The following is a 21315-nucleotide window of genomic DNA, read 5'->3' on the forward strand; positions in this document are numbered from 1 at the left end:
TCAGGGGGTCAGGGGTTAGAGCCGCTGACTGCTGAGTGCTAAAAAAGGCGCTGTCTTCATGCGACAGCGCCTTTTTTTCACCGCTTCCGGTATTCATATTCTACGTTTTGTTCGACGATGGCCGCTTTTTCTTCGATTTCGCGGATTTCGTTGATCATCTTCGTCACGAAGGTTTCATCCTTGATGGATTTCAGGTTGATGCGGACGCTGTAAAAAGCCGAGCGCATGGCTGCCCTGGCGTTCATGGTGGCAATGACGCCGTCCGTGATGACCCAGGCGTTGCCGTAGCGGACGACTTGTTCCGCCAGCTGGAGGAGGACGAAGATGTCCTTGCCCAGTTCAAAGGGCGACAGGGCCGCATCCTTGAAGGCCTGCTGGACCTTGGCCGCCCGGTCCGGCGTATCCTTGGGCAGGCGGACGGCGCGGATGACGCCATCGAAGGCCGCCGCGTCTTCAGCGATGCCGTCGAGGTAACGCTGGCGAAGGCCGTGAGCCTTATCGCGGATGGATACCATGAGTTTCTCGATTTCATCGTAGCCCTTCTTGCCGATGGTCAGGTTGGCGACCATCTCTACGAGCGCTGCTGCCGAAGCAGCGGTCATAGCGGCGATGCCGCCGCCGCCGGGAACGGGTTCCTTGGAAGCCGTGACTTCCAGGAGCCCGTCGAGGGGCATGGATTGGAATTGTGCAAAATCCATCTTAGAACAATCCCGTAATGATGCCATTTTCGTCGATGTCCATGCGGTTGGCAGCCGGTACTTTCGGCAGGCCCGGCATGGTCATGATATTGCTCGTCTGGCAGACGATGAAGCCCGCACCGGTGCAGACGCGGACGTCTTTGACCGTGACTTTGAAGCCCTTCGGTGCCCCCAGGAGCGCCGGGTTATCGGACAGGGAATACTGCGTCTTGGCCACGCAAATCGGCATTTTATCGAGGCCAAAGGCTTCCAGTTCCTTGATCTGTTTCTGAGCGTTGCCTTCAAAGAGGACGCCGTCGCCGCCGTAGACTTTCTTGACGATAGTTTCCAGTTTTTCAGGAATCGAAGCGTTGACGTCGTAGAGCGGTTTGTACGGGGTCTTCGGCTGCTGCAGCAGTTTCAGGACTTTTTCGCCCATTTCGACGCCGCCTTTGCCGCCTTCGGCCCAGCAGTTGTTGAGGGCGACTTCGACGCCGTAATCTTCGCAGAGTTTCCGCAGCGTAGCGATTTCTTCATCTGTATCGCTGATGAATTTATTGATGCCTACGACGACGGGGACGTCGAAGAGGCGCATATTTTCGATGTGTTTGGCCAGGTTGGCAAAGCCCTTCTTCAAGGCTTCGACATTTTCTTCCTGCAAGTTCTTCTTGTCGACGCCGCCGTGCATCTTCAGGGCACGGACGGTCGCGACGATGACGACAGCATCGGGTTTGATGCCGGCGAAACGGCATTTGATGTCCATGAATTTTTCAGCACCCAGGTCGGCACCGAAACCAGCTTCCGTAACGGCGATATCGCCCATCTTCATAGCCAGTTTGGTTGCGACGACAGAGTTGCAGCCGTGGGCGATGTTAGCGAAGGGACCGCCGTGGACCAAGGCCGGCGTATGTTCGATGGTCTGGACCAAATTCGGCTTGATGGCATCTTTCATGAGGATGGCCATGGCGCCTTCGACGCCGAGCTGACGGGCTTTGACCAGATTGCCGTCCAGGTCATAGGCCACGGTGATGTCGCCCATGCGCTTCTTGAGGTCCATGAGGTCGCTGGCCAGGCAGAGGGCTGCCATGATTTCCGAAGCGACAGTGATCATGAAATGGTCTTCCCGCGGGAAACCGCAGACTTTGCCGCCCATGCCGACGACGACGTTGCGCAAAGCCCGGTCGTTCATATCCATGACGCGTTTCCAGATGATGCGGCGCACATCGATGCGCAGGGCGTTGCCCTGGTGGACGTGGTTGTCGATGGCTGCGGCCAAGAGGTTATTGGCTGCCGTAATGGCGTGCATGTCACCGGTGAAGTGCAGGTTGATGTCTTCCATGGGCAGGACCTGGGAATAGCCGCCGCCAGCAGCACCGCCTTTGATGCCGAAGACCGGCCCCAGGGACGGTTCGCGCAGGGCGACGACAGCCTTATGGCCCATGTAGTTCAGTGCCTGGGCCAGGCCGATAGTGGTCAAGGTCTTACCTTCGCCAGCCGGTGTCGGCGTGATGGCCGTGACCAGGACCAGTTTCCCGTCTTCATTCTTCGACAGGCGCTTGATGGCGTCAAAAGAAATCTTTGCTTTATATTTTCCGTAGAGTTCCAAGTCATCATCGGTGAGGCCGACTTGTTTTGCAATGGCCGTAATCGGTTCCAATTTCGTCTGCTGTGCAATTTCGATATCGCTCAATACCTTTGCCATAGTAGTTGTCACTCCTGTTCTTTTCTTTGCATAAAAAAAGCCGCTCCGCTGGAAGGTTGCCCAGACGGTCGGCTTCAAGAAATCATGCTCCCCGTGGTAACTCCACTTCCGTCAGTCACATGATTATGGCTTCATTATACAAAAAAAAGAACCCTCTGGTCAAGGGTTCTTTTTCAGGACATCTTACTGGATCACGCTGGTATCGAGGTGTTCAAAGCCCGTGAGCAGGCCTTTCACCTGATTGGCGATCTGCTGACAGCCGCCTTTTTCCCTGCTTTCGATGTTCAGCGGCATGTTCGGGTCGTGGAGGGACATGCGCAGCAGGGCCCAGCCGTTAGGGAATACGAGACGCACGCCTTCATAGGACGGCTTGGCGATGGCGATGCCCGCTTGAGCGGCCCGTTCTTCAAACTGTTTAAGTACGTCAGCGCCGTAGGCCTGGACGTCGTCTGTGCCGGTGATTTTCAGGCGGAATTCGACGCCTTCCGCAGGATGGCCCAATTTGGCAATGAGGTCGCCGAGCTGTTTGCCTTCCTTCTTGGCTTTCGTCGCAGCGATGAGCAGTTTGACGGCCAGGTACGCGCCGTCGTCGAGGTAGTAGTTTTCACTCAGCGCGCCGTGCCCGGATGTTTCGATGGCCAGCGGCGAAACGGTGCCGGCCTTGTTGAGGCGGATACATTCGTCGATGACATTCTTATAGCCCCGCATATAGCGGTGATGGACCAGATGGAGTTCATCTTGGAGGAACGTCGTCAATTCGTCGGATGTGACCGAGTCGGTGACGATAGTGCTGCCGGGATAATCAGGCGCCAAGATGGCGGCCATCATGGCGATGAGGGCGTTGCGGTTGATTTCTTCCCCATCGGGCAGGACGGCGCTCATGCGGTCCACGTCGGTGTCGAAAATGAGGCCCAAGTCGGCTTTGTTGTCGAGGACGGCCTTGCGGATAGAGGCCATGGCATCGGCATTTTCCGGGTTGGGGATATGGTTGGGGAACATGCCATCCGGTTCGAGGAACTGGCTGCCCGTCGTATCGGCGCCGAGTTCCGCCAGGACCTTAGTGGCAAAGAAACCGCCGCTGCCGTTGCCGGCGTCGATGACGATGTGCATCCCTTCCAGAGGACGGTCGTACATGCCGGAACAGAGGCCGGCACAGATCTTACGGCGCAGGTGCAGGGCGTAGAGGTCGATCAGATCCAGCGAGGCAATGGCTGCCGATGATACGGCCATGGCCGACAGGCCCGAAGCCAGGGTCAGGACTTCTTTGACTTCGCTCTTTTCCAGGCCGCCGTCGACGGTAAAGAATTTCAGGCCATTGCGGTTATAGGGCAAATGGCTGGCCGTAATCATGATGGAGCCATCCATGTGGGTATCTTCAAAAATAATGGACATGAACATGGCCGGCGTCGAAGCCAGGCCGCAGTCCGTGACGTGGACGCCCTGACCGAGGAGGCCGCCGAATACGGCTTCTTTCATCATGCCCGCCGACACGCGGGAATCGTGTCCGACGGCAATGCGCAGGTCACTCGTCTGTTTATTCAGCTTCTTGGCTAAAAACTTGGCAAATCCAGCGGCAATGCGGTTGACCGCTTCCGGGACCAAGGTGACGTCTTCACCGGGAACGCCGGCGATGGCGACGCCGCGGACGTCACTGCCATTCTGTAATTTCATCATCGCTTCTGTAGTTATCATGTAGGGATGTTTCCTTTCTTCGATTTAGCGGACAGCGTCCGCTGCCTCTTATCATACTGAAAATCAGGCCAAAAGGCAAGCGTCGACAATGGCTTCTGCCGTCAGGCCGTACTCTTTCAAGAGGTCTCCGGCCTTGCCGGATTCACCGAAACAATCCTGGATGCCGACGTAAGCCTGGCGCGTCGGACAGCGGCGCGACAAGGTTTCTGCCACGGCGCCGCCCAGGCCGCCGATGACGCTGTGTTCTTCGGCAGTGACGACGAAGCCCGTCTTCCTGGCTGCAGCGACGACCAGGTCTTCGTCGAGCGGTTTGATGGCGGCCATGTCGATGACCATGACCTGACAGCCCCGATTGGCCAGGATATCGGCTGCTTTCAGGGCTTCCTGGACCATGAGGCCCGTAGCGATGACGGCAGCATCACAGCCGTCGCGCAGGACTGTCCCCTTCCCCCACTGGAAGGGACAGCCAGATTGATAGACGTCGTCGACTTTGGCCCAGCCCATGCGCACGTAGACCGGCCCGTCATGAGCGACAGCCGCCCGGATGACAGCTTCCGTTTCGGCGCCGTCAGCCGGACAGACGACGGTCATATTCGGCAGACTGCGCATGATGGCCATGTCTTCAACGGACTGATGGGTCGCCCCGTCTTCGCCGACACTGAGGCCGGCGTGGGTCGCACAGATCTTGACGTTGAGCTTTGGCAGGCAGATGGAGTTGCGAATCTGTTCAAAGGCCCGACCCGTGCCGAAGACGGCAAAAGTGCTGGCCAGGGGAATCTTGCCGCAAGCGGCGAAGCCCGCCGCCGTGCCCATCATATCCTGTTCCGAAATGCCCATATCGAAATAGCGTTCCGGTGCTACCTTTTTAAAAGCAATCGACCGCGTCGACGAACCCAGGTCGGCGTCGAGGACGACAATCCTCGGATTTTTATACAATTCCGTTTCTAAGAGATGCCCGTAGGCATCGCGCGTTGCCCTTGCCATCAGCCTTCGCCCCCTAATTCACGTAATGCCCGTTCACATTCTTCTTTCGTCGGCGCCTTGCCATGCCAGGACACGGCATTTTCCATGAACGATACGCCTTTGCCCTTGACGGTCTGGGCGATGATGACCGTCGGCTTCCCTTTTGCGGCCTGCGCCTGGTGCAGTGCAGCGCCGATGGCGTCGTAATCGTGGCCGTCGATTTCCAGGACGTTCCAGCGGAAGGCCCGGAATTTGTCGGCAATGGGCATGACGTCCATGACGTCTTCATTGGACCCGTCGATCTGCAGTCCGTTATGGTCGATGAACAGGGTCAGGTTGTCCAGTTTATACTGAGCTGCCGACATAGCCGCTTCCCAGATCTGGCCTTCTTCGATTTCGCCGTCGCCGGCGATGACGTAGACCCGCCAGTCCGCCCCGTCCAGCTTGGCCGTCATGGCCATGCCGTTGGCAGCAGACAAGCCCTGTCCCAGGGATCCCGTCGTCATGTCGATGCCCGGCGTCGTATTCATGTCGGGATTGCCCTGGAGCATGGCGCCGCACTGGCGCAGGTGCCACAATTCATCTTCCGGGAAAAAGCCCCGTTCGGCCAGCGTCGCATACAGAGCCGGTACGGTATGGCCCTTGGAGAGGACGAAACGGTCCCGGTCCGGCCAGTGAGGCCGCTTGGGATCGATCCGCATGACATCGAAATACAAGACTTGCAGCATATCGACGATGGACAAAGAGCCACCGGGATGACCGGACTGGGCCAGGGTGACCATCTTGACGATATCCTGCCGCACGTGAGCCGCATGACGGCTCAATTCTTTGCTATCCATGAGAAAGCCCCCTTTTGCCTTCCATTATAGCACAAAAGAGGTTGCCCGGCGGCAGCCTCTTTTGTGAGTTTGAAGTTTGCAGTTTGTAGTGGATGGTCATAAACTTGAAACCATCTTCTACAAACTCCGTACTACAAACTATAAAGAGAAATGGGCCTGCATGATGGCAAAAAGCTTCGTGCAACAGTCTCTTTTAAGTGGCTAGTGGTTAGTGGATGGCTTTAGATGTAAATGCCCATTGGCTCTCTTCATAGGAGAGCTGTCAGCACAGCTGACTGAGAGGTTCAACCTCTCCGGCCCTGCGGGCCACCTCTCCTATCAGGAGAGGCTTACGGTCTGCGACCTGCGGCCGCGGCCTTCGCAGTTCAGTTTCTTACGAGCCACGAGCCACGCTCACAACACATACTTCTCGATGGCTTCGGCGACGGCGCCTTCGTTATTGGTGGCGTCGGTGACGACGTCGCAGTATTGGCGGATGACGGGGTTGAGGTTATGGACGCCGACGGAAAGGCCGGCGGCCTTCAGCATGTCGATGTCGTTGATGTTGTCGCCAATGGCCATGGTTTCTTCATGGGCTACACCGAGGATATCCGCCAATTTCCACAGGCCCGCCCCTTTATTGACGCCTTTGTGCATGAATTCGATATAGCGGTTGCTGGAGAAGCTGACCGTAATGTCGTCCAGCAAGGGGCGGATTTCAGCGTGTATCTGCTGTAAATAGTCGTAATCCGTATTGGTCACGATGAGCTTGCAGACTTCTTCTTTGCCGCGGATGAAATCGAGGTCCTCCGCTTCGACAGGCACGTAGCCCATGCGGCCGTGGAGGAAGGCTTCTTCGTCGGGCGTAATATTCGTGATGTAGACGACATCACGCGTATAGATATGCATACATTGACCATAGGTACAGCAGCGGCGGAAAATCCGGTCGGCCAGGTCAAAGGGGATCGGGTCCCTGAAGAGGGAGCGGCTGCCCTTGTTTTCCGTAATATTGGCGCCGTTGAAGCCGATAACATACTGGTCCGCCTGGTCGTAGAGGCCCAGAGTCCTCAGAACGCCTTCGATGGAACGGAAGCCCCGGCCCGTACAGGGCACGAATTTCACGCCTTTGGCAATGGCTGCCGTAATGGCTTCGATATTGCGCCGGCAAATCGTCGCGTCGCTGCTGAGCAGCGTTTCATCCATATCACAAGCAATGATCTTATACTTCATGTCGTCTCCTTTTCTTTCGTAACGGCTGGGGCATAGTGGTCGTAAATCTTCCAGGCTGCCAGTGCTGCCAGACATTCAAAGATCCAGAAGGCGTGCCACACGCCGTCCGGTCCATAAACGCGGCAGAGGAGCCACGCCGCCGGCAGGCTGATGACGACGTAGCGCAACAGGGTGATGGCAAAGGACGGATTGCCCTTCCCCAGCCCTTCCAGGGCGCCAGACGCCGTAATAGACAAGGCCGACGGTACGAATCCCCAGGCAATGATGCCCAGGGCCGACGCACCGGCTGCGATGGTTTCCTCACGGGACGTGAACCAGCCCATGAGGACGTCCGGTACGGCCAGGCAGATGACCAGGCCTGCCGCCATGACCAGGCCGTTGAGGAACAGCGTCGTCCGATAAATGCGGCGCACGCGGCCCAGTTCCCCAGCTCCGTAATTATAGCCGATCAGCGGCCGCACACCTTGAATGATACCATTTGTCGGCATAGAAAGAAAGGTCTGGAGCTTATAATAGACGCCGAGGATGAAAATATACGTCGGCGAAAAAGGCGCCAGGAGATGGTTCAGGGCGACGAGGAAGACCGACGACAGGCCCATGTTGAGGGCCGCCGGGATGCCGATGCCATAGAGCCGTTTATCGAGTTCGATGTCCCAGTGGAGATGGCAGCGGCAAACTTCGACCCGCAGCGGCCGCCAATGGCAGACCACGGCATAAAAGAGGAGGTTCACCGTCTGGCCCAGGCCCGTCGCCCAGGCCGCGCCTTCAATCCCCATGGCCGGAATCGGTCCCAGGCCAAAGATGAGAATCGGGTCGCCGATGATATTGACCAGGCAGCCCAGGGACAAGCCGGCCATGGTGACCTGCATGCGGCCGACGGCCTGGAACATCTTTTCATAGACCAGGTCGACGCTGAGGATCGTAGAAAAGGCAAAGACGATGACGGCATAGCGCAGGCCCAGGTCGATGAGTCCCGCGTCCTGCGTAAAGGCCCGCAAAAAAGACGGCACGGCCCAGATACAGCCTGCCGTCATGACCAGACCATGAATGACAGCCAGGAAGACACCGTGTGTCGCAGCCACGTCGGCCGTCCCCTTCTGGCCGGCGCCGAGGCAGATGGAAATAATGGCATTGAGGCCGACGCCAAAGCCGATGCAGACGGCATTGACGAAGTTCTGCATGGGAAAGACCAGGGACACAGCCGTCATGGCCTGTTCACTGATCATGGCGACGAACAGGCTGTCGACGATATTATAGAGCGAATTGACGATCATCGACACGACGGCCGGCAGGGCCATAGAAGCGATGAGCGGCAAAATCGCCCGTTCTTTCATAAACGATTCGTCCATACGTCACCTTCTGCGGCGGTCTCGCAGCCTGCGGCGGTCTCGCAGCCAGCGCCAGAGGGCCGCTGCGCCCTTGATGACCAGGTAGAGGATGAAGATATTCACTAACAGGCCGAGGATATCGGCACCCCAGCCCAGGGAACCCCAGCCGAAGAGATGGCTGAGCATACTGCCCAGGAACATGCCGCCAGCAAAGAGGCCGATACCGCGCATGACGCTGCCCAGGCGGGACGAAGACGTCGTCCGGCTGGCATTGGCCTGAGCCGTTTCAGCCTTGCGGGCCTGCGTCTGCCCATTCGGTTTCGTATTGCCCAGGCTGGGCGCTTCATTTTTCGTCGTCCCCGTTTTCGGTGTCACATTCTTAGGCGCCGGGGCCGGCAGCGATTTCGGCGCCGATACGCGGGCACCGCCACCACCTTTGGCGGCCTGTACGGAAGACGGGACAGCCGGCAGGGCCAGGGCCGTCCACAAAGCAAAGACACAAACGGCGATAAGAGTCGTTTTTTTCATAAATAGGCTCCTTTATAACAAATTGTGCGACGGATCCGACCCTTTCAAAACGGCCGGTCCCCCATGGGGAAACATGATGTCATATAGATTCAATGTCGATAGATAATCGGCCAGCTTGCCCTGTACCCCGGCCAGGGCTTCGTGGACGTCACAGAAACCATAGCGGTGATGGTACGGGCACTGGAAATCGCCGTCCAGGCAGCTGGTGATCATGTTTTCCCGTTCGTTTTCCCGTTCCATGACGTTAATGATGTCCATGAGGTAATGCCGTGCAAATCCCGTGTCAGGCGGCATCCGCCCTGGGCGCCGCGGATGATTTCGATGAACCCGGCCCGTTCGAGTTTCTTGGAAATCTTGTAGGCGAACTGCCGGGGGACGAGCTGTTCGTCGCTGATTTCCCGTATATTTTTCAGCTGTAAATCAGCCAGGGATCGTAAAATGCGGATCGCATAGTCTGTTTCTCTGGTAATAATCACGATGTAAGACGCTCCTTCTCATTCTGTATAGATTAAGTCTATTATAACGTGAAATGACGAGAAATGCCAGTCGTAAATGCCTTGCGGTTACCAGAAAAACCCGATATAATAAATAGTGTTTGCATGTTTTAGCTTTAACTACAGATGAGGTGTACTATGTCATTAATCGATGAAGTAAATAATCGCCGTACTTTTGCCATCATCTCCCACCCTGATGCCGGCAAGACGACGTTGACTGAAAAATTACTGCTCTACGGAGGTGCCATCCACCTGGCCGGTTCCGTCAAGGCCCGCAAGACGGCGAAACATGCCGTTTCGGACTGGATGGAAATTGAAAAACAGCGTGGTATCTCCGTCACCAGTTCGGTCCTCCAGTTCGACTACGAAGGCCATCATATCAATATCCTCGACACGCCGGGCCATCAGGACTTCAGTGAAGATACGTACCGGACCCTCATGGCTGCCGACAGCGCCGTCATGCTCATCGACGTCGCCAAAGGCGTCGAAGCCCAGACGAAGAAGCTCTTCCGCGTCTGTAAAGAACGGGGCATCCCCATTTTCACCTTCGTCAACAAGATCGACCACTTCGGCCGCAACCCCTTCGACCTCATGGATGAAATCGAAGACATCCTGGGCATCCACGCCTACCCCATGAACTGGCCTATCGGCCTGAATGGCAACTACCAGGGCATCTACGACCGGGCTTCGTCGTCTATCGAACTCTTTGAAAAAGACACGACCCACGGCCAGCGCAAACTGGCATCGACCAAGGGCTCGGCAGACGACCCGATTTTCAAAGAACTCCTCGACGAAGACGTCCACCAGGGCCTCATCGACGACATCGAGCTCCTCGATGAAGCGGGCGACGAATTCGACATGGAAAAAGTCAAGCGCGGCGAACTGACGCCGATGTTCTTCGGCTCGGCTATGACCAACTTCGGCGTCAAGCCCTTCCTGGAAGAATTCCTGCGCATGGCTCCGAAGCCGCAGCCGCGCAAATGCCTGGAAGGCGTCGTCGAACCGACATCGGACCAGTTCACGTCGTTCGTCTTCAAGATCCAGGCCAACATGAACCCCCAGCATCACGACCGCATCGTCTTCATGCGCATCTGCTCGGGCAAGTTTGAAAAAGGCATGACTGTCACGCACCGCCAGTCCGGCAAGACCCTGCGCCTCATGCAGCCCCAGCAGTTTCTGGCAACGGAACGGACCATCGTCGAAGATGCCTATCCGGGAGACATCATCGGCGTCTTCGATAACGGCACCATGGGCGTCGGCGACACCCTCTATTCGGGCAAGAAGAAAGTCACCTTCAAGGACTTCCCGACCTTCCCGCCGGAACTCTTCGCCCGCATCCGCGCCAAGGATTCGATGAAGCGCAAACAGTTCCTCAAGGGCATGACCCAGCTGGCCCAGGAAGGGGCCGTCCAGATTTATGAAAACCTGGGCTCCATGGAAAGCTACATCGTCGGTGCCGTCGGGCAACTCCAGTTCGAAGTCCTGGAATACCGCCTGAAACACGAATACGGCGTCGACCTGGAAATGAACCGCCTGCCCTACACCGTCGCCCGCTGGATCCAGACCAACGGCCACGACTACAAAGAACTGAAGAACATCGACAGCGCCATGATCGTCAAGGACCATAAACAGCGCGTCGTCCTGCTCATCGCCAACGAATGGCAGACCAACTGGATCGTCGAACGGAACCCGGAATTCACATTCTGCACCACACCGGACCAGTTGAAAATAGAAGAAGAGTAGAAAAAAGGCTTGTCGCGTGCGACAAGCCTTTTCGAATATTAAGTTTGCAGTTTGTAGTTTTTAGTGAATGGTTTTAAATTTAAAGCAATCTTCTGCAAACTATAACTCTATGCTACAAACTATACCGAGAACGGGTCTACACATGATGGCGTATACCTCTATACATGTATACACGCCCCTCACGCCGTGAGGCAGCACCATTCCGGCAGGGTTACGGTACGGTCGAAGGCCGGGAGCCACTCGCCGCGGGTATGGTCATAGGTCCGGATGAGGATATGGTCTTCATAGAGGTAGAGGGAGTTGGTATAAATCGTATCTTCATCCCAATCGCTGTTGTAGACATTGAGGACGCGGCCTTCATAATAGTTGGCGTCGTCCATGAAGGTCGCATCGGACGGCATCGTATGGGTATGGCCCGATACCCACAGGCGGGCCTGGTGATGGCGGGCCAGGATGGTGCGGATATCCCCTGCCGGCTGGACGGAATTGCGCGGCGACGGCAGGCTGATGCCGGGCCGGCTCGATACGGCCGTCTGTTCCAGCGGCGCGTGGCAGAAGATGATCGTCGGCTGCTGGCGATGGGCGGCCAGGGTCTGGCCCAGCCAGGCCAGCTGCTGATGAGACAATTCGACAGCTAAGTCCAGGTCCCGCCAGTTATTCATTTCCTGCAGCACTCTTTCTTTGGCGGCCATCCGGAGCAGACGTTCTTTCGGCGTGACCAGGTTCTTGCAGGGGTAATGGAAATCACTGATGATGACCAGGCGGGAATAATTCCGCTGAGATGGGGCTTTGGCATTGGCAAATAACGACGCAAACATGGCATTTCCTCCTTCATCCATGAAAAAACAGGCTCTGGCTGTGCAGTTTCAGTATAGCCAGAGCCTGTATTTTTTTTGCAAAAATCAAGGGAAATGTCTGTAAAAGGTCATTTCTTCTGGACGACGGGATAGTCCTGCAGGGCATCGCAGCCTTCTTCGCCGGTCCGGATCTTGACGGCGTTGTCGATGGCCGACACGAAGACCTTGCCGTCGCCGTAATTGCCCGTATAGAGCACCTTCTTCGCCGTTTCGATGATGGTCCGCGGCGACACTTTGGAAACGACCATTTCGACGCGGACCTTGGGCAGGAGCTTGGCCGACACTTTGGCCCCGCGGTAGAATTCAGTCCGTCCCTTTTCGATGCCGAATCCCAGGGCGCGGGTGATGGTCATGCCCGTGATGCCGATGGCTTCCATGGCGTCTTTCAAGGTTTCAAAGCGCTTTTCATCGGTAATGATAGTCACGTTATACAGGGCATGGCCGCCGACCGGCTGGGGACTGGCCATGACCGAATCGGGGATAGCCTGGTCCAAGGGGATTTCTTGGACCCCTTCCGGCGCTTCCCCGGCCTTCAAGGCTTGCGACAAATCCTCCAAATCGTCGCTGCGGTCCAGTTCGTAAGCCGGTACCAGGCCGTTTTCCTTGAAGTCCAGGCCGTTGATTTCTTCGGCTGCCGAGACGCGCAGGCCTATCGTCGCCTGGAGGATGCGGAAAACCAGGGTCATAGCGACGAAGACGAACAGGGCCATAGCCACGACGCCGGCCAGCTGGACCAGGAACAGACGGATTTCTCCCGTATAGAACAGGCCGTCTTGGACGCTGAACAGGCCCGTCAGGAGGGTCCCCAAGGCACCGCAGCCGCCGTGAGCGGCAATAGCCCCGACCGGGTCGTCGATGCGCAGTTTCTGGTCGATGAATTCGATGAGGAAGACCGTCACGATGCCGGCCAGGGCGCCGATGACAAAGGCCCCAGGCACGCTGACGACATCACAGCCGGCCGTAATAGCCACCAGGGCCGCCAGGCTGCCGTCGAGAGTCATGGATACGTCGGGCTTGCCATAGCGGATCCATGTCGTCACCATGGCCGTCGTCGTCCCGGCAGCGGCGGCGATATTGGTCGTAAAGAAGATAGACGCGGCTTTTAGGATGGTCTGTTCTCCCGTCAGGGACAGGGTCTGGCCGCCATTGAAGCCGAACCAGCCGAACCATAAGATGAACATGCCCAGACAAGCCAGGGGCAGGCTGTGGCCGGGAATGGCATTGACCGAGCCATCGTCATTATATTTGCCGATGCGCGGCCCCAGGGCCTTGGCCCCGGTCAGGGCGCAGATGCCGCCGGTCAGGCTGACGACAGAAGCGCCGGCGAAGTCATGGAAGCCCAGGGCTGCCAGCCAGCCGCCGCCCCAGGACCAGTGCCCGACGATGGGATAGATGAGCAGACTGATGAGGATCGTAATCAGACAGGATGACGAAAATTTCGTCCGTTCAGCCATAGCGCCGGACACGATGGCCGCCGTCACGGCACAGAGAACGGTCTGGAAGAGCAAAAAGGCCAAATCCGGATAAGGCGTCCCGGCCATGAGGTCCATATGCTGGGCGAAGAAATCGGGCATGCCGATGAATCCGCCTATGTCGCGGCCAAAGAGCAGGCTGAAGCCGACGATCCAGAAGGCCAGGGTCCCGAGGGAAAAGTTCATGAAATTCTTCATGACGATATTGCCGGCATTCTTGCCCCGCGTCAGGCCGGCTTCGAGCATGGCGAAACCGGGCTGCATGAAGAAGACCAGGACGGCCGCCATGAGGATCCACAAGGTATCGACCGATGAATAACTCATTGCGCTCCCCCCTCTTCTTCGGGATAGGTCAGGCCCCACTGCTGGCGGATGGCCGTCATGAGGTCCATGACATCTTTCGTATAAGCCTGGCACATGCCCTGGCCGCCGTGGGCCACGGCGTCTTCCATGTCCCGGATTTCGTACTGCAAGGCCTTGGACTGACTGCCGGCCTGCAGGACATCCTGATGGCCGTCGGCCGTATAGGTGATGGTCGCCGTATCGGCCCGGGGATAGTCGTAGATTTCGATATATCCCTTATCGAAGGCGGCCATGCCCCGTTTCGGCTGCTTGGCATGGAGCGATAAGGAAAGCGTCGCCATCTCCCCTTCCCGGTTCTGCAAGAGGATACCTGCCTGCTCGTCGACACCGGTCGGTGCCAGGCGGACCTGGGACGCGATCTGGTCGGGCTGACAGCTCATGAAATAGCGGACGAAGGACAGCGCATAGACGCCGATATCGAGGAGGGCACCACCGGCCAGGGAGCGGTTGAAGAAGCGGTTGTTCATATCGTACTCTTTATAACTGCCGAAATTCATCTGAATGAAACGCAGCGGCCCCAGGGCGCCGGAACGGATGAGTTCAGCGAGCTGTTTGTAAATAGGCATATGATATAAGGTCATGGCTTCGGCCAGGACGACGCCGTGTTCATCAGCACAGCGCCGGGCCTGGTCCAGTTCCAGGCTGTTAAGGGTAATGGATTTTTCGCAGAGCACGTGTTTGCCCGCTGCCAGCGCCGGCAGCAGATAACGGATATGCGTATTATGAGGCGTCAAAATATAGACGATATCGACGTCGGGATCCGAAAAGATATCCTCTGGCTTGTCGTAGACCTTGGCGATGCCGTATTTTTCAGCAAAAGACAAGGCCTTTTCATGGGTCCGGTTGCCGACACTGTACAAATTCCCGCCCAGGGCCTGCATAGCCTGGGCCAGTTCATTGCCGATGACGCCGCAGCCCAAAGTCGCCCAACGATATGCTGGCATAATGATTCCCCCTTTTACGATAACAGGCGGCTGACGAGCTTGACACAGTCTGCCGCATCTTTGGAATAGCCATCGGCACCGATTTCATCGGAGAAACTCGGCGTAACGGCTGCGCCGCCGATGATAATCTTGCCGCCATACTGTTTATCCGCCGCTTCGGCGATGACATCTTTCATGTGCATCATCGTCGTCGTCATCAAGGCCGACAAGCCGACGACAGATGCCTTTTCGCGCAGCGCCGTCTCGATGATGGTGCCGGCCGGCACATCCTTGCCCAGGTCGATGACCTTATAGCCGTAGTTGCGCAGCATGAGGCCGACCAGGTTCTTACCGATATCGTGGACGTCGCCTTCGACGGTGGCAATGACGATGGTCGCCATGTCCTGCTGGCCCGGGTCTTTCTTGATGAGCGGTTCCAAATAGGCAATGGCCGTTTCCATCGTATTGGCACTGGCAATGAGCTGGGGCAGGAAGTAAATCTGTTTATCGTATAAATCGCCGACCTCAGTGATGGCCGGAATGAGCAGGTCGTTGATGATGGCATCCGGTGCCATACCCTTGGCCAGTTCTTCCTGAGCCAAGGCGACGACGGCGTCCTTTTCCCCTTCCAGGACAGCCTGGTAGACCGGATTGACCGGCCCTTGCTCAGCGTCTTGGGACTCCCCCGCCGTTTCGACAGCCCCAGCCGTACCGTGGCTGGCCAGGAGTTCTGCTTCTTCCTGCCGTTTTCTTTCGGCTTCTTTCTTGTCGAAATACTGCATGCGGTGGATGTAGGCCAAATCGCTGCCCTCTTTATTCATGAGCATATTGGCCGCTGCTGCCGTATTCATGAGCAAATCCTGGGACGGATTGGCAATGGCCATGGTCAGGCCGCTGGCAATGGCCATGCCCAAGAAGGTGGCGTTGACATAGATCCGGTCCGGCAGGCCGAAGGAGATGTTGGACAGGCCGCAGACCGTAGCCAGTCCCAGGTCCTGCTTGCAGTGAGAAAACGTGGCCATGCAGTCCAGGGCCGACGTCGGCGCAGCCCCGACCGTCGCTACCAGGGCGTCGACGACGACATCTTCCGGCGAAAAGCCGTGGTCGTAGGCATCGGCCAGGAGCTCGTCGAGGACGGCATGTTTTTCTTCGAGGGTCTTGGGGATACCGTTATCCGAAACAGGCAGGGCGATGAACATGGCGCCGTACTTTTTGACGACAGGTAGGAGTTTCTTTCGCTTTTCCGTTTCACAGGAAATGGAATTGACCAGGGCCCGGCCGGGATAGATGCGCAGGGCCGCTTCCATGATGTCCGGTGAGCTCGTGTCGATGCTGAGGGGCAGGCCCGATACGCCTGTCACTTCGTAAATGGCCTTGAGCATCATTTCTTTTTCATCGATGCCGTTGGTCCCCATGTTGACGTCGAGGATAGACGCGCCGTTGCGTTCCTGTTCGCGGGCCATGGCGCGGACCATGTCCAGCTTGCCCGCCCGCAGTTCAGCCTGGAGCTTCTTCTTGCCCGTCGGATTGATGCGTTCGCCAATGACCTGGAAAGAGCCGTCGAGCTTGATTTCTACGACCTGCCGTTCCGAGGCCAGGACGCGGTGATGGCTGGCATGCGGCGCTTTCGGCGTCAGCCGGCAGACAGCCTCGTGAAGGGCCCGGATATGGTCCGGCGTCGTGCCGCAGCAGCCGCCGACGATATGGGCACCGGCTTCGATGAGCAGCCGGCCGTCCTGGGCGAATTCTTCCGGCGTCGTCTTATAGACCGTCTTGTCACCATCCAATTCCGGCAAACCGGCATTGGGCTTGGCAATGAGGGGAATCGTCGCATATTCATACATCTTCCGGACCGTTTCCACCATGTCGGCCGGTCCTGTCGAGCAGTTCAGGCCGACGGCATCGACACCGAGGTTCTGCAAGACGACGACAGCCGCTTCCGGCGGCGTCCCATAGAGGGTACGGCCGTCTTTTTCAAAGGTCAGTGTCGCCATGATGGGCAGGTCGCAGACCTCCTTGATAGCCAGGACACAAGCCCGCGTTTCCTGGAGGCTCATCATGGTTTCGACGATGAACAGGTCGACACCGGCATCGTACAAGGCCTGGGCCTGTTCGCGATAGACGTCGACGAGACCGTCAAAGGTCAGTTCACCCATAGGATAGAGCTGCTGGCCCGTCATGGTCATGTCGCCGGCAACCAGGGCCTTCCCCTGGGCCGCTTCTTTGGAGATAGCAACCAAGCCCTGATTGATGGCGACGAGCTGGTCATCGAGGCCGTATTCGGCCAATTTGAGCCGGTTACCCGTAAAGGTCGGCGCATAGAGGATCTGCGAGCCTGCTTCGACGAAACGGCGCTGCAAATCGATCATGACGTCGCGGTTCTCTAAGATCCATTGTTCCGGGCAGACGCCGATAGGCATGCCCGCCTGTTGCAGGTTCGTCCCCGTCGCCCCGTCGAGCAGGACAACACCGCCCTGTAGAAGTTGTTGAAATGCTTCGTTAGTCAATCTAAGTCCCCCTAAAAATTCAGATAATCAATGTATAAGCGTTGAAAGGCTTCGTCGTTGCCGAGGACGATTTCCTCTACCCCGGCGGCGATGGCCTGTAACTCTTCCAAAGTCACGGCGCCCGTCAAAAGGCCGATGGCCCCTTTCAGGGACGTGTTGCCGACAGCCGTCGTCCGTTCGGCCAGATCCGCTGGCAACAGGCCGATGACAGCCGCTTTCTGCGGATCCAGGTAATAACCGAAACCGCCGGCCAGGAAGACCTGGTGGACGCGCTGACGGCTGATTCCGCTGCGTTCGATGAGCGATTCGATGCCTGCCCGGATAGCGCTCTTGGCCATCTGGATTTCACGGATATCCTGCTGGCTCAGGGTAATGCGCTGATAATCCAGCGTCGACGCCAGGGGAAAGCCCTTATGGAAATAAGGCTCTACGAGTTTCCCCGTTTCGTCGACCAGGCCTTCCCGGACCAGGCCGGCCATGGCTTCGAGGATGCCCGTCCCGCAGATACCGACGGGAACGGCGTGGTCGATAGTCCGCACCTTAGCCCGGCCCCGCTCGATGCGGACGCCGCAGATGGCCCCGGGAACACTGCCCGTCCCCCAGGTCAGCTTGCCCCCTTCCAGGGCCGGACCGGCCGGAGCCGATGCAATGAAGCGCTGGTCCTTATTGCCCAGGACCATTTCCCCATTCGTCCCGAGATCGACGAAGAGGCTGACGTCGTCTGACGAGGCCAGGCCGCACTGCCAGATGCCGGCCGTAATGTCGGCACCGACGTAGGTGCTCATGCCGGGCAGCAGGGTCACTGTAGCGTCTGCCAGTGGCGACTGCGGTCCCAGGACCTCCTGAGCGCGATAAGTCTTCCCGCCCAGGGATACGGGATGGAACGGCCAGTCGCCCAGGCCGTCGCAGGGCCAGCCCATGAGCAGGTGGAGCATGGTCGTATTGGCGGCAATGGCCATCTGGCGGCAGCGAGCGGCCGTGCCGGGATGGTCCTTCAGGAGCTGCTTCATCAGCCGCGTCAGGTCCCGGCGGACGGCCTTCTGCAAGGCCTTGCCTTTGCCATGGCAGGCGGCACCGATGCGGCTGACGACATCGGCCCCAAAAGAGCGCTGGCTGTTGACTGCCGTCGCTGTCGCCAGGATTTTTCCATCCGTACAGTCTACCAGAGCTGCGGCCAACGTCGTCGTCCCGATATCGACAGCCAGGCCATAGTCATGGTCCGCTGCCAGTGAAAGGGCTCCCTCGTCAGCGGCTTCGGCAGCCAGAGCCGAAAAGCCCTGCTGTTCCTGCACGGGAACGACAATTTCGACCGCTTCACGGGTTACGGCCTTGCAGGCCAGGCGCCAGCCCTGGGCCAGCTGAGCTTCGGAAAAGATGCGCTTGTCTTCCGGGGTGACGGGAAGCCGCCCCCGGACGACGCGGACACGGCATTTGCCGCACATGCCCTTGCCGCCGCAGGGCATAGCCAGGGCCGTTCCCTGAGACTGGATATAGTCATGGACCCGGCAGCCGCAGGGCAGGTCAGCCGTACTTCCCGGGCCGATTCGGCCTGGCGCTGCGGGCAATCCGTCTTAGGGCAGGCCGTACAGTCATGTTTCACCTGGAATACAGCCGGGTCTTCGCAAAGGTCAAAGACGAGGCTCATGGATTTCTCCGGCGACAAAGCCATGGCCGCATTGACCGTCACGCCAGCCGTCCGGCCGGCAGCCGTCTCACAGACCGCATCGGCCTGGACCGATAAGGGCAAATCGCTGCCCGGTTCGTGGCGGCAAACGATGCCACAGCCCTTTTGCCGGCAAATAAGGCGCAGCTGCTGCAAAACCTGCTGTTCCAGGGCAAAGAGGCACGTATCAGCCATGGCAGCGAAGAGCACGGCGGCCAGCTCATCCCCGTCATCCTGATAGCGGTCGATCTGCCGGCTCACAGCAGCACCTAACGTCAGGATGACATAGAGCCGTTTCTCTGTAAAGGCCAGGACCGCCTTGGCCTGCAAAGACCGCCGCAAGAGCGGTGCCATATCCCGGCACATCCCTTCAGCCCGTTCCCAAGCTGCCCCTTTCGATTCATAACCAGCAAACCGCAGAGCCTGCTCCACGTCGGGGACGATCCGCTGCCCCCGGATGATACGAATATCTGCCATGTCTATCCTCCTAAAAATTCTATCCTCCTAAAAATATTATCTATAATACATAATTATATAACCTCAAGGCGCCTCGTGGCAACACAATCTTAACAGAAACCTCACGGCCGTATACATTTCCCTTCCCTTTGGCTATAATGAACGTAGTCTTTTTTTGCTAAAGGAGGAATACCCATGTTAACCAACGTCTTTTTCGACTGTATCAAACGCGATGGCATCGTCTCTGTCGCTTCGGCCAATGCCGAAGGCCAGGCACACATTGCAAACACCTGGAACAAAAAAGACCGAACTGTAAATCTATAACATATTGGAGAATACAAAAATAACCGCTTCAGACCCTAATCTTGAGCGGTTATTTCTATAAATAATTTATTCTGGGATCATCCATCTATCGGCAATATTTTGTATACAGAAAAAGAGCCCGGACACGATTACGTGCAACAAGCTCTTTTCATTCATGGTGGGCCCACTTGGGTTCGAACCAAGGACCAACCGGTTATGAGCCGGTGGCTCTACCACTGAGCTATAGGCCCAAAAGATAAGGCGCAAGGCCTTACCAAATTATTATACGCGAATTAGCATATGGCGTCAAGGAGAGATTTCGGCTTAGAGGAAATCCTTGATTTTTTCCCGTTTGCCCCAGTTGCGCAGTTTGCTCAGGGCCTTGCCTTCGATCTGGCGGATACGTTCACGGGTGACGTTGAAGTGCTGGCCTACTTCTTCCAGTGTGCGCGGACGGCCATCTTTGAGGCCGAAGCGCAGGTAGAGGACTTTGCGTTCCCGGTCGGTGAGACAGGAAAAGACGTCTTCGATTTGTTCTTTCAGCAAGATGAAGGAGGCGGCGTCATCAGGGGCGACGGCTTCCGAGTCTTCGATGAAATCGCCGAGGTGCGAGTCTTCTTCTTCGCCAATCGGTGTTTCCAGCGATACCGGTTCCTGGGCGATCTTCATGATTTCCCGGACGCGTTCGACAGGGATGTCCATTTTTTCAGCGATTTCTTCCGGCAGCGGTTCGCGGCCTTTGTCCTGCAGGAGCTGGCGGGAAATGCGGATCAGCTTGTTGATAGTTTCGACCATGTGGACCGGGATGCGGATGGTCCGGGCCTGGTCGGCAATGGCACGGGTAATGGCCTGGCGGATCCACCATGTCGCATAGGTACTGAACTTGTAGCCTTTGCTGTAGTCGAATTTATCGACGGCTTTCAACAGACCCAGGTTCCCTTCCTGGATGAGGTCCAGAAACAACATGCCCCGGCCGACATAGCGCTTGGCGATGCTGACGACGAGGCGCAGGTTGGCATCGGTCAGTTTCTTCTTGGCAATCGTGCCGGCTTTGATGTCTTCTTCTGTTGCATCGGGAGCATTGCCCTTTTCGATGGCCTTGGCCAGGGTAATTTCTTCCGTCGCCGACAAGAGGGGGACGCGGCCGATTTCTTTCAAATACATGCGGACCGGGTCATCGATGTTGATGCCTTCCGGCACGCTGAGGTCGACATTGTGAAGGTCCGGGACTTTTTCCGTATCTTCATCATCTATATCATCATGTTCCGCCATGGAGTCGTCTTCGCCGATGATGTCGATGCCCTTGTCGGCAAAGACTTCATACATCTTGTCGATCTGGTCCGGCGTCAGTTCGTCTTCTTCCATGAGGTTCATGATTTCCGTATACGTCAGGCTGCCCTTCTTCTGCCCCATTTGCAGGAGCTGCTTGATGTGCTGCAGGGCCAGGGCCTGGCGTTCTTTTTCACTCAACGGTTTCTTGGCGGCAGCGTCCTTCTTCTTGGACGGCTTGCGGCGCGTCGTCTTTTTCGTCGTTTTCTTCGTTACTTTTGTATCATCTGTCGTTTTATTCACCATGGTGTACAGGCTCCTTTCTGC

At 57.3% G+C, this 21315-nt stretch carries 18 protein-coding genes, 1 tRNA gene and 1 riboswitch; of the genes, 2 read left to right on the plus strand and 17 right to left on the minus strand.

Going from position 1 to position 21315, the window contains the following annotated elements; translation table 11 throughout:
• Window positions 1-77: 77 nt before the first annotated feature.
• The 10 genes from NM10_RS07945 to NM10_RS14615 all read right to left on the minus strand — a co-directional run bounded on the left by NM10_RS07945 (window position 78) and on the right by NM10_RS14615 (window position 9414).
• Window positions 78-698 carry a cyclodeaminase/cyclohydrolase family protein gene (locus NM10_RS07945; protein WP_020311065.1) on the minus strand — a complete coding sequence of 207 codons (621 nt, stop codon included), beginning with the start codon at window positions 696-698 and terminating at the stop codon, window positions 78-80.
• A gap of 1 nt (window position 699) precedes the next feature.
• Window positions 700-2379, minus strand: a complete 1680-nt coding sequence (locus tag NM10_RS07950; protein ID WP_020311066.1) for a formate--tetrahydrofolate ligase — start codon at window positions 2377-2379, stop codon at window positions 700-702.
• Between the two features lie 51 nt (window positions 2380-2430).
• Window positions 2431-2508, minus strand: a riboswitch (ZMP/ZTP riboswitch).
• Window positions 2509-2562: 54 nt separating this feature from the next.
• On the minus strand, window positions 2563-4071 hold the full coding sequence (locus tag NM10_RS07955; RefSeq protein ID WP_036201137.1) for a phosphoglucomutase: 1509 nt from the start codon (window positions 4069-4071) through the stop codon (window positions 2563-2565).
• 63 nt (window positions 4072-4134) lie between these two features.
• The gene (locus NM10_RS07960) at window positions 4135-5055 is read right to left on the minus strand and encodes a transketolase family protein (RefSeq protein ID WP_020311068.1); all 921 of its coding nucleotides are present in this window, start codon (window positions 5053-5055) and stop codon (window positions 4135-4137) included.
• On the minus strand, window positions 5055-5873 hold the full coding sequence (locus NM10_RS07965; RefSeq protein WP_020311069.1) for a transketolase: 819 nt from the start codon (window positions 5871-5873) through the stop codon (window positions 5055-5057). The genes NM10_RS07960 and NM10_RS07965 overlap by 1 nt, the downstream gene beginning before the upstream one ends.
• Window positions 5874-6266: 393 nt before the next feature.
• Window positions 6267-7082, minus strand: coding sequence for a Cof-type HAD-IIB family hydrolase (locus tag NM10_RS07970; protein WP_020311070.1), 816 nt, complete (start codon window positions 7080-7082; stop codon window positions 6267-6269).
• Entirely contained in the window at window positions 7079-8431 is a 1353-nt protein-coding gene (locus tag NM10_RS07975) for an MATE family efflux transporter (protein ID WP_020311071.1), read from the minus strand. The genes NM10_RS07970 and NM10_RS07975 overlap by 4 nt, the downstream gene beginning before the upstream one ends.
• A 3-nt stretch (window positions 8432-8434) precedes the next feature.
• On the minus strand, window positions 8435-8938 hold the full coding sequence (locus NM10_RS07980; protein ID WP_020311072.1) for a hypothetical protein: 504 nt from the start codon (window positions 8936-8938) through the stop codon (window positions 8435-8437).
• Between the two features lie 12 nt (window positions 8939-8950).
• Complete coding sequence (locus NM10_RS14610) at window positions 8951-9196, minus strand: hypothetical protein (protein ID WP_020311073.1); 246 nt, start codon at window positions 9194-9196, stop codon at window positions 8951-8953.
• Window positions 9148-9414 (minus strand): RrF2 family transcriptional regulator, encoded by a 267-nt coding sequence (locus tag NM10_RS14615; protein ID WP_020311074.1) that lies wholly within the window; start codon window positions 9412-9414, stop codon window positions 9148-9150. The genes NM10_RS14610 and NM10_RS14615 overlap by 49 nt, the downstream gene beginning before the upstream one ends.
• A 156-nt stretch (window positions 9415-9570) precedes the next feature.
• On the opposite strand from NM10_RS14615, the gene NM10_RS07990 reads away from it, so the two are divergent.
• A complete protein-coding gene (locus NM10_RS07990; RefSeq protein WP_020311075.1) occupies window positions 9571-11175 on the plus strand; it encodes a peptide chain release factor 3 in 1605 nt (534 codons plus the stop codon).
• 179 nt (window positions 11176-11354) lie between these two features.
• Here NM10_RS07990 and NM10_RS07995 read toward each other — a convergent pair whose 3' ends face one another.
• From NM10_RS07995 to NM10_RS08015, 5 genes are all read right to left on the minus strand, one after another.
• Entirely contained in the window at window positions 11355-11993 is a 639-nt protein-coding gene (locus tag NM10_RS07995; RefSeq protein WP_020311076.1) for a metallophosphoesterase family protein, read from the minus strand.
• A gap of 107 nt (window positions 11994-12100) precedes the next feature.
• Complete coding sequence (locus NM10_RS08000) at window positions 12101-13828, minus strand: ammonium transporter (RefSeq protein WP_020311077.1); 1728 nt, start codon at window positions 13826-13828, stop codon at window positions 12101-12103.
• Window positions 13825-14811 carry a Gfo/Idh/MocA family protein gene (locus NM10_RS08005; protein WP_020311078.1) on the minus strand — a complete coding sequence of 329 codons (987 nt, stop codon included), beginning with the start codon at window positions 14809-14811 and terminating at the stop codon, window positions 13825-13827. The genes NM10_RS08000 and NM10_RS08005 overlap by 4 nt, the downstream gene beginning before the upstream one ends.
• Before the next feature lie 14 nt (window positions 14812-14825).
• The gene (locus NM10_RS08010; RefSeq protein ID WP_036200743.1) at window positions 14826-17297 is read right to left on the minus strand and encodes a homocysteine S-methyltransferase family protein; all 2472 of its coding nucleotides are present in this window, start codon (window positions 17295-17297) and stop codon (window positions 14826-14828) included.
• An 11-nt stretch (window positions 17298-17308) separates the two neighbouring features.
• Complete coding sequence (locus tag NM10_RS08015; protein ID WP_335340748.1) at window positions 17309-18862, minus strand: ASKHA domain-containing protein; 1554 nt, start codon at window positions 18860-18862, stop codon at window positions 17309-17311.
• Window positions 18863-19611: 749 nt separating this feature from the next.
• Here NM10_RS08015 and NM10_RS08020 point away from each other — a divergent pair.
• Window positions 19612-19740, plus strand: coding sequence for a hypothetical protein (locus tag NM10_RS08020; protein ID WP_020311081.1), 129 nt, complete (start codon window positions 19612-19614; stop codon window positions 19738-19740).
• Between the two features lie 155 nt (window positions 19741-19895).
• Here the strand turns inward: NM10_RS08020 and NM10_RS08025 are convergent.
• Window positions 19896-19970, minus strand: a tRNA-Ile gene (locus tag NM10_RS08025).
• 73 nt (window positions 19971-20043) lie between these two features.
• A complete protein-coding gene (gene rpoD / locus NM10_RS08030; RefSeq protein ID WP_020311082.1) occupies window positions 20044-21294 on the minus strand; it encodes an RNA polymerase sigma factor RpoD in 1251 nt (416 codons plus the stop codon).
• Window positions 21295-21315: the final 21 nt, after the last annotated feature.

The sequence above is a fragment of the Megasphaera sp. NM10 genome (genome assembly GCF_000417505.1).
GTDB classification, from domain to species: domain Bacteria; phylum Bacillota; class Negativicutes; order Veillonellales; family Megasphaeraceae; genus Megasphaera; species Megasphaera intestinihominis.